This window comes from Exiguobacterium sp. s193, from assembly GCF_018618755.1.
In the GTDB taxonomy this organism is placed as follows: domain Bacteria; phylum Bacillota; class Bacilli; order Exiguobacteriales; family Exiguobacteriaceae; genus Exiguobacterium_A.
The window spans coordinates 1-7,673 of sequence record NZ_JACSMR010000020.1 but is presented as its reverse complement, the minus strand read 5'-3'; the positions used below and the strand labels follow the sequence as shown (position 1 = coordinate 7,673).

The 7,673-nt window shown below is 47.7% G+C and carries 11 protein-coding genes, 2 tRNA genes, 1 rRNA gene and 1 pseudogene; 4 read left to right on the top strand and 11 right to left on the bottom strand.

Annotation, left to right across the window (positions count from 1 at the left end; genetic code table 11):
* Window positions 1-118, top strand: a pseudogene (locus KNQ04_RS15710) (IS30 family transposase); the annotation flags it as partial.
* A 46-nt stretch (window positions 119-164) separates the two neighbouring features.
* Here the strand turns inward: KNQ04_RS15710 and KNQ04_RS15425 are convergent.
* Both KNQ04_RS15425 and KNQ04_RS15420 read right to left on the bottom strand, forming a co-directional pair.
* Window positions 165-758, bottom strand: a complete 594-nt coding sequence (locus KNQ04_RS15425) for a flavin reductase family protein (protein ID WP_214851792.1) — start codon at window positions 756-758, stop codon at window positions 165-167.
* An 18-nt stretch (window positions 759-776) separates the two neighbouring features.
* Window positions 777-1,175, bottom strand: a complete 399-nt coding sequence (locus KNQ04_RS15420; protein ID WP_214851791.1) for a DoxX family protein — start codon at window positions 1,173-1,175, stop codon at window positions 777-779.
* A gap of 181 nt (window positions 1,176-1,356) precedes the next feature.
* Between KNQ04_RS15420 and KNQ04_RS15415 the strand changes: the two genes are divergently transcribed.
* Both KNQ04_RS15415 and KNQ04_RS15410 read left to right on the top strand, forming a co-directional pair.
* A complete protein-coding gene (locus KNQ04_RS15415) occupies window positions 1,357-1,677 on the top strand; it encodes a winged helix-turn-helix transcriptional regulator (protein WP_214851790.1) in 321 nt (106 codons plus the stop codon).
* A gap of 109 nt (window positions 1,678-1,786) precedes the next feature.
* A complete protein-coding gene (locus KNQ04_RS15410) occupies window positions 1,787-2,242 on the top strand; it encodes a flavodoxin domain-containing protein (protein WP_214851789.1) in 456 nt (151 codons plus the stop codon).
* 87 nt (window positions 2,243-2,329) lie between these two features.
* Here the strand turns inward: KNQ04_RS15410 and KNQ04_RS15405 are convergent, their stop codons facing one another.
* Window positions 2,330-2,977 carry a TVP38/TMEM64 family protein gene (locus KNQ04_RS15405; RefSeq protein WP_214851788.1) on the bottom strand — a complete coding sequence of 216 codons (648 nt, stop codon included), beginning with the start codon at window positions 2,975-2,977 and terminating at the stop codon, window positions 2,330-2,332.
* Between the two features lie 143 nt (window positions 2,978-3,120).
* Between KNQ04_RS15405 and KNQ04_RS15400 the strand changes: the two genes are divergently transcribed.
* Window positions 3,121-3,786 (top strand): haloacid dehalogenase type II, encoded by a 666-nt coding sequence (locus KNQ04_RS15400; protein WP_214851786.1) that lies wholly within the window; start codon window positions 3,121-3,123, stop codon window positions 3,784-3,786.
* A gap of 58 nt (window positions 3,787-3,844) precedes the next feature.
* On the opposite strand, the gene KNQ04_RS15395 is transcribed toward KNQ04_RS15400, so the two are convergent.
* The 8 genes from KNQ04_RS15395 to rrf all read right to left on the bottom strand — a co-directional run.
* Complete coding sequence (locus KNQ04_RS15395) at window positions 3,845-4,414, bottom strand: hypothetical protein (protein WP_214851784.1); 570 nt, start codon at window positions 4,412-4,414, stop codon at window positions 3,845-3,847.
* A gap of 28 nt (window positions 4,415-4,442) precedes the next feature.
* Window positions 4,443-5,450 carry a tRNA (adenosine(37)-N6)-threonylcarbamoyltransferase complex transferase subunit TsaD gene (tsaD, locus tag KNQ04_RS15390; RefSeq protein ID WP_214851782.1) on the bottom strand — a complete coding sequence of 336 codons (1,008 nt, stop codon included), beginning with the start codon at window positions 5,448-5,450 and terminating at the stop codon, window positions 4,443-4,445.
* Window positions 5,447-5,905: a ribosomal protein S18-alanine N-acetyltransferase gene (gene rimI, locus KNQ04_RS15385; protein ID WP_214851780.1), complete on the bottom strand. Its 459-nt coding sequence runs from the start codon at window positions 5,903-5,905 to the stop codon at window positions 5,447-5,449. Before rimI ends, tsaD begins: the two co-directional genes overlap by 4 nt.
* Window positions 5,898-6,551, bottom strand: coding sequence for a tRNA (adenosine(37)-N6)-threonylcarbamoyltransferase complex dimerization subunit type 1 TsaB (gene tsaB / locus KNQ04_RS15380; protein ID WP_214851779.1), 654 nt, complete (start codon window positions 6,549-6,551; stop codon window positions 5,898-5,900). The genes rimI and tsaB overlap by 8 nt, the downstream gene beginning before the upstream one ends.
* Window positions 6,548-6,997, bottom strand: a complete 450-nt coding sequence (gene tsaE / locus KNQ04_RS15375) for a tRNA (adenosine(37)-N6)-threonylcarbamoyltransferase complex ATPase subunit type 1 TsaE (RefSeq protein ID WP_214851777.1) — start codon at window positions 6,995-6,997, stop codon at window positions 6,548-6,550. Before tsaE ends, tsaB begins: the two co-directional genes overlap by 4 nt.
* Before the next feature lie 117 nt (window positions 6,998-7,114).
* Window positions 7,115-7,191: transfer RNA gene (locus KNQ04_RS15370), tRNA-Met, on the bottom strand.
* 35 nt (window positions 7,192-7,226) lie between these two features.
* Window positions 7,227-7,303: transfer RNA gene (locus KNQ04_RS15365), tRNA-Met, on the bottom strand.
* A gap of 284 nt (window positions 7,304-7,587) precedes the next feature.
* Window positions 7,588-7,673, bottom strand: a 5S ribosomal RNA gene (gene rrf / locus KNQ04_RS15360); the annotation flags it as partial.

Genomic DNA, 7,673 nt, shown 5'->3' with positions numbered 1-7,673 from the left:
GGTCAGTCGCTCTGAACTCGCTCAAGCGCTCGCCTGGATAAATGGTAGACCAAGAAAATGTCTTAACTGGAGAACTGCATATGAGGTCTTCTCAGAAGAAGTGTTGCACTTAATTTGACAATCTATCCTTCTAAAAAATACTAGTTCTACTCGTCGATCCGCCTTCAGCTCGTCGGTCGGGCAATCGTAAAGATGTCTCCGACTTTCGCATAGTCATTCCCAGCGAGACGGGCGATCGCTTTTAAACCATCCGAATCAATCCGGAACGACTCGACGAGTTCGTCCGCGACGTGATACCGGACGATTTCTCCAATCAGGAGGTTCGCCCCTTCGAGTTCGAGATGATTCGTCAACTTCAGTTCAAAACGAATTTTCGCTTCTGCGACAGCGGGAACATCAATCAAATCACTATCGACTAATGTCAAATTCGTCCGTTCGAGTTCACTTTCACCGTAAGCGAGCGGTGCCGCGGTTTCATTCACAGCCTCGACGATTTCTTCACTGACGATATGGATGACGTATTCCTGATTCAGCAAGATGTTTTTTGCGGTATCCTTTTGTCCTTGCTCCGTTTGCTGGACGGCGATGACCAGTTGCGGTGGATTACTTGAAGCGACCGTGAAGAAGGAAAATGGTGCCGCATTGACGACTCCGTCTGCCCCTTTCGTCGTCACGAACGCGATGGGCCGCGGAATGATGCTGCCAATCAACAATTTATAGTTTTCTTTTGGACTTAAGTCTGCTGCATCAAATTTCATAAAAACCGTCCTTTTCGATCACCCGATAAGTGTTGCGAGTGAATAGTCTCCAGCTCCGATCATCGCAACGCCTAAGGCGATAACGATCAGTGCCATGTTGTATTCGTACCCGTTTTGCGTCACCCAGTAACCATTCGTCCCATGTACTTTGACGATTGCGACAATCATCGAACCGATGATCAACAGTGCTGCAATCCATAGGAATAAGCCACCGGCGAATAATAAGCCTCCGACCAGTTCAGCGATTCCTGCCATCAGTGCAAGTGTTTTCCCTGGCTTCATCCCGATGGATTCAAACCAACCGCCCGTCCCTGCGATACCATGTCCACCGAACCAGCCAAATAATTTTTGTGTTCCGTGTGCAGCAAATGTTAAGCCAATAATCAACCGAATCAGAAATAATCCTAAATCCATCATGTCTAAAACTCCTTTTACTTAATGTTTTTTAGTTACTATTAGTAATCTACTATCGATACTAAACTACAACTTACTAAAAGTAAATAGATTTGTTTTCGTTATTTTTATTACTATAAGTAAAATAATTCGTATTTTAGCGTTAAAGTGGGTATACTACATATATAAGAAAGGATGAGCGCTGATGGAGAATACACTAATTCCGACGGCCCTTTGTCCGAAAGTCGAACATGCCTTTGAAATTTTGGGCAAGAAGTGGACGGGCTTGATTTTACGTCATCTCTTGACGAAGACCTGTCGTTTCAATGAAATTCAAGATGCGATTCCGGAGCTGTCTGGTCGTATGTTAACGGAGCGCATGAAGGAACTTGAGGCGAAAGGTATCGTAGCCCGGACCGTCATTCCGGAACGTCCGATAAAAATTCAATACAGTTTGACTGACAAAGGTCGTCAACTTGAGCCTGTGATTCGTTCGATTGAAGAATGGGCCGAGTTACAAGATTGACTGAGAAGAAGACATCCATGTGGTGTCTTTTTTTATTCTTTTTTTGCATTGAGAATCGTTTTCATTTAGAATGAAATCGTGCCCTACTCATGAAAGGATGTGTCATGTCATGAAAATCATGATCGGTTTCGTCAGCATGTCTGGCAATACGGAAGACATCATGCACTTACTGAAATCAGAACTCGAGCGAAACGGCTGCCAGGTACAGACGGAAGAACTCGATCAACTATATCCGAGCGACTTAGCACAGTATGACGCTGTCCTGCTCGGTTCTTACACATGGGGCGACGGTGACCTCCCCTATGAAGCAGAAGACTTCGCCGACGAGCTCGCTGCCAGTTCAATCGCGATTCCGGCTGCCGCCTTTGGTTCCGGAGACCGCGATTATCCGAAATATTGTGCTGCCGTCGATTTGCTTGAACAAGCGCTGACGTCAGCTGGTGCACACGTCGTTTTACCTGGTCTAAAGATTGAATTTGACCCGGATACTGCCGACAAACAACAGGCTTGCCGGTCATTTGCGCAAGCGTTTTTCAAGCACGTCGAACGGCTTGTCATGAACTAACGCTTTAACAAAGAACGCATTCAAGAAGCAATCGCTATACAGAAAAGAGGGCTCTTCCGATATCGGAAGAGCCCCGTGATGTAATGCTTAACCAAGATTCTTTTTCGCTTTCCAGCGTTTTTGAAGGTACCACGGTACGATCGTCAAAATTAAAAAGACGATGATTGCACCGATGATGATCCGTGGATCTTTCGAGACGATGCTGCTCCCTAAAAAATTATAGGCAAATGTCCCGGGTATGATTCCAATCAACGTTGCTAAGAAAAAAGGCAGCAGACGGACTTTCGAGAGTCCTGCCGCATAACTGATCAAGTCAAAATTAAAAATCGGCAACAACCGAAAAATCAAGACATAGATAAACCCATTCTGCTCGAGCTGTTGCTGGATTTGATCGACTTTTCCGGCACCGTTCTTAATAACTCCTTTGCCGAGTTTTTTCGCGACTAAGAAGGCGACGACTGCTCCTAGCGTTGCACCGATGACGGTATAAACCGTCCCCATCAAGGCACCGAAGGCCAGTCCCCCTGTAATCGATAAGACGGAAGCCGGAAAGAAGATCAGCGGACGTACGGTATAGAGGACGATATACAAAATCGGTGCCCACATCCCGAACGATAAGATCCATTCCTTGATTTCTGTCGGACTAATGTTCAAATACGATCGACTGAACCAAATCAGTCCGATGACGATTGCTACTATACTTATAATCTTTAAGATTTTTCGTTGTTGTGACATCATATCCCCCCATTTCTTCACGACAAGCCCTTTTCAGTCGTTTCCCCCTTTTCTTACATATCACGCCTGACTGGACAGGTTTCGTCTGCCGATGATGTTGGGAACTACTAGAAGAGACTATGGAAAGCGGAAAGGTGATAATTATGACACAACTGATTAAAGCACTTGTCTTTGACGTATACGGTACATTATTTGATGTCCATGCCGTCAAAGCGAAAGCAGACGAACTCTATCCGGAGCATGGTGCAGACATCAGCCAAGTCTGGCGCCAAAAGCAACTGGAGTATTCCTTTTTACGTCAACTGAATGGACAGTACGTCCCGTTCAGTCAAGTGACGCGTGATGCACTCCGATATGCTCTCTTACAACTGAAGTTACATGTGACGGAAGAAAATATCGCCACATTGATGGAGGCGTATCTCGAGCTGTCGCATTATGAAGAAGTCGAGGCTGTCTTACACGAGATGAGTGGTAAACAACTCGCCGTCTTTTCAAACGGCTCCCACGATATGCTTGATCCGTTAATCGAACAATCCGGACTCGGATCACTGTTTGACCACATCATCAGCGTCGACGACATCAAACAATATAAACCGACGCCTGCCGCTTACATGCATGCATTAAACACACTTGGTCTGAAACGCGAGGAAGTTTTGTTCATGTCCTCGAACGGTTGGGACATCACCGGAGCGAAGAGCTTTGGGTTCCGGACGGCCTGGATCAACCGGTCCGGTCTGCCGGTCGAAGAACTGAACCTCGATCCCGACAGCATCTATGACGACTTGAACGGTTTGCTCGAATGGAAATGAAATGAACTAAAAAGACAGCCGATACTCCTCCGTTACATCGAGGAAAATCGGCTGTTTTTTAATAATTCGCAAGACGCGAATATCCTTTTTTGAAAAGATCAAGCTTCAGTCCACCGTCTTTTTCGATGAAGAAGAGGTACTCTTTTTGATCCGTATCTTTATAAAAGACTTTATAGAGCGTCAGTGTGCGCTTCTTATTGTTCTCGACTGCGACTACTTCGTGCTTCGAGATGACTTCTGCCTGTACTTGCTCCGCATCAAGACGGTCGACCATTGGCTGGAAGGATTCCTTTTCCGCATCGGTCGCCGGTTTACCCGGTGCGATCGTGAAGTAATCATCACTCGCCTTGTTCGTTAATCCGTACTTCCGGTCGACGAGAACGACATTCTTTAATTGACCATTTACCGTCTTGTCGAACGCGTACAGTTTCTCAATGCGCGTCTTCTCTCCTTCGGCACGGCCGATTTCGTACAACGGTTCTTGTTTCGTATTCGCTTCGACTGCTTTCTTATCCGGGACAAGTTCCTCTTTGTAAGCGACTTGATAGGCATCGACGATTTCACGAATCTGTAGTCCGATCGCAACGACGACGAGTATACCAAGTACGACGATAATGACTTTTTTCATTCCAGTTCCCCCATGTCTCTCGTTTTCCTTACTTTAAATCTAGCCCAGGTTCTGCATTCATGGCAAGTGTCGATTGGCGCTTCGCCCGATACGGATGGATCGCGGCTGCCCCGATCATCGCTGCGTTATCACCACATAAGTGCATCGGTGGGATGACGAGAGTAATGCCCTCACGCTCGCAAGCTTCGGTCAGTCCGTGGCGTAACCCTTTGTTCGCTGCGACACCACCTGCGAGTAAGAGTTGTTTTCCACCCTTCTCTTTGACGGCACGAATCGCTTTTGCGACGAGCACTTCAACGACGCTCGCTTGAAAACTTGCTGCCAAGTCTTCCGGAATAATCACTTCACCCCGTTGCTCTGCATTATGCACAGCATTGATGACAGATGATTTTAAGCCGCTGAAGCTAAAATCATACGAATCTTTTTCGAGCCAAATCCGTGGGAAGTGGAAGGTGTCTTGTCCTGTTTGTGCCAATTGATCAATCCGCGGTCCGCCGGGATACGGCAACTTCAATGTCCGAGCGACTTTATCGTATGCTTCTCCCGCTGCGTCATCACGTGTTTCGCCAATCACTTCATACACACCGTCTTCCGGCATATAAATCAATTCCGTATGGCCGCCTGAAGCAATCAAGCAGACGAGGGGAAATTCGAGTTCCTGGACGAGTCGGTTCGCATAGATGTGTCCGGCGATATGATGTACACCGAGCAACGGTTTATCATGTGCGAAAGCGAGTGCCTTCGCTGCACTGACGCCTACGAGAAGCGCACCGACAAGACCCGGTCCTTCCGTAACGGCGATGGCATCAATGTCGTCAATCGTGACGTCCGCTTCCGTCAAGGCATCATCGATGACGTAGGTGATCCGCTCGACGTGATGGCGTGACGCGACTTCCGGGACGACACCGCCAAATCGTTTATGACTCTCGATTTGAGACGAGACGACATTTGACAATACGTCTGTTCCTCCCCGGACGACGGCCGCTGCCGTCTCATCACAGCTTGATTCAATGGCAAGTATCAATGGTTGTGTCATGTCGCGTCTCCTTCTAGTTCCAACCAATAGATGGCTGCATCTTCATTATTGTCTTGATAGTAACGTTTTCGTGTTCCAGCATATAAAAATCCGAGTTTTTCGTACAGGCTCCGGGCCGGTGTATTCGAGACACGGACTTCGAGCGTCATCGCCCGAAGTCCGAGCTCCCGTGCGACTTGAATCAAGGCGACAAGCAGCCCTTCACCAAGACCGAGACCACGCGCCTGACGTTTTACAGCAACGTTCGTGATATGTCCTTCGTCCGCGATATGCCAGAGTCCAGCAAAACCAATGATTTCATCCGTTTCGGCGACCAAATAATAGGCATTCGGATTTTGCGTCATTTCCGCAATAAAGGATGCGAGTGTCCACGGTGTCGCAAAGGATTCCAGTTCGACTGCATGAACTCCCGGTGCATCAGCAACCGTCATTCTTCGGATACGTGCGTCAGTCATGGCGTTGTGCCTCAATCCACTTTGCCTCTGCCTCAGCAAGGCGTAAGTAGCGTGGTTCAAATGCATGTGCGTCAACCGGGATACGCGTCGCACCTAGTAAGGCCAATACGCCGGCCCGGGGTGTGCGGAATGCAGGAGCAACGATTTCAAACGGTGCAAGTGCTTCAGCGAATTTTTCCGTATCACCTGTCATCAACGTATCTGCAGGTAACGCCGCTACAAAGTCAGCGACCGTCGTATGTTGTTCGTCACCCACTCGCTTGCCGTCTTCATACATACCGACAAAGCCTGTTCCGCGTCGGGCATCCTGGATTGCGACAACCCGTCCCGTCCGTCCAGTCGAAGCTGCCATCAGTTCGAGTGTCGAGACCGCTACCAGTTCGATACCAAGTGTATAGGCAAGCGTTTTTGCCGTCGTCGCTCCGATTCGAAGCCCCGTATACGAACCGGGACCATCCGCGATGACGATGCGTGTTAACTCTTTTGGTGACCAGTTTGCTTCTTGCATCAATCGTTCAAGTAACGGCATTAACTTCGTGGCATGGTTCAAGGACGTCACGTACGATGCTTCCGCAATGATTTGTGTTCCGTCCGACAGCGCAACAGAAAGTTGTTTTGTTGATGTATCGATCGCTACGATTTTCATAAGCTTAATCCCTCACATATCTTAATGTACGTCTCACCGATCGGTTGAAGACGGAAACGCCGTGAATTGTCTCCCGTCCGCTCGATTGTGATGACGAGTCGTTCCGGAGGCAAGACGTCTGCAATCAACTCTGACCACTCAACGACTGCGACCCCGTCGCCGTTCAAGTATTCTTCAAGGCCAATATCGTCACCCGATCCCTCTAGACGGTAGACATCCATATGGTATAACGGCAAACGACCATTATAGACCTTCATGATCGTAAAGGTCGGACTGTTGACGTTACGCGTCACACCTAATCCTTTTGCGAAACCTTGCGTAAACGCCGTTTTCCCTGCTCCAAGATCACCATCTAATGTAATGACCATTCCTGAGAAAGCACGGTGTCCGAGTGTTACTGCGAGCGTAGTCGTCTCTTCTAGATTCGCCATTTCAAGTTCTATCATCCTGCGTCCCTCCTCTTGTCCTCTTTCTCTATTGTATCCATTGTACCGAATAAAAAAGACAAAAAAAAATACGAAACGCTGAACGTTTCGTAGTAAAGTTGAAGTTAAGTTTAAAATTGGTTGCGGGGGCTGGATTTGAACCAACGACCTTTGGGTTATGAGCCCAACGAGCTACCAGACTGCTCCACCCCGCGACGATAAACGTTTCGGATTTGAATTATTAAAAAATTGGTTGCGGGGGCCGGATTTGAACCGACGACCTTTGGGTTATGAGCCCAACGAGCTACCAGACTGCTCCACCCCGCGATGATATAACGTTTCGACAGATATTAATATAACATGTCGTTCCCTAAATTACAAGGAATTCGTAAATTTTATTTAAATATTTTCTTGGAATAGCTCAAAAAGTGGTGTGCTTGCTCTTTCTAAGGCAGCTGATAACTTGGTTAAGCGTGCAGGAAAAGTAATAATGGAAGAATGAATATGTTCTCTTTTCTCCGTTGTTTTCCTCGGACAACGAGCATCGGCCTGTCTGCCTCTTAAGAAAACAAAGGACCGACCTGCGTTATGCAGATCGGTCCTCTTCAATTGCCTGGCAACGTCCTATCCTCACAGGGGGAAGCCCCCAACTACTTTCGGCGTTCAAGTGCTTAACTTCCGTGTTCGGCATGGGAAC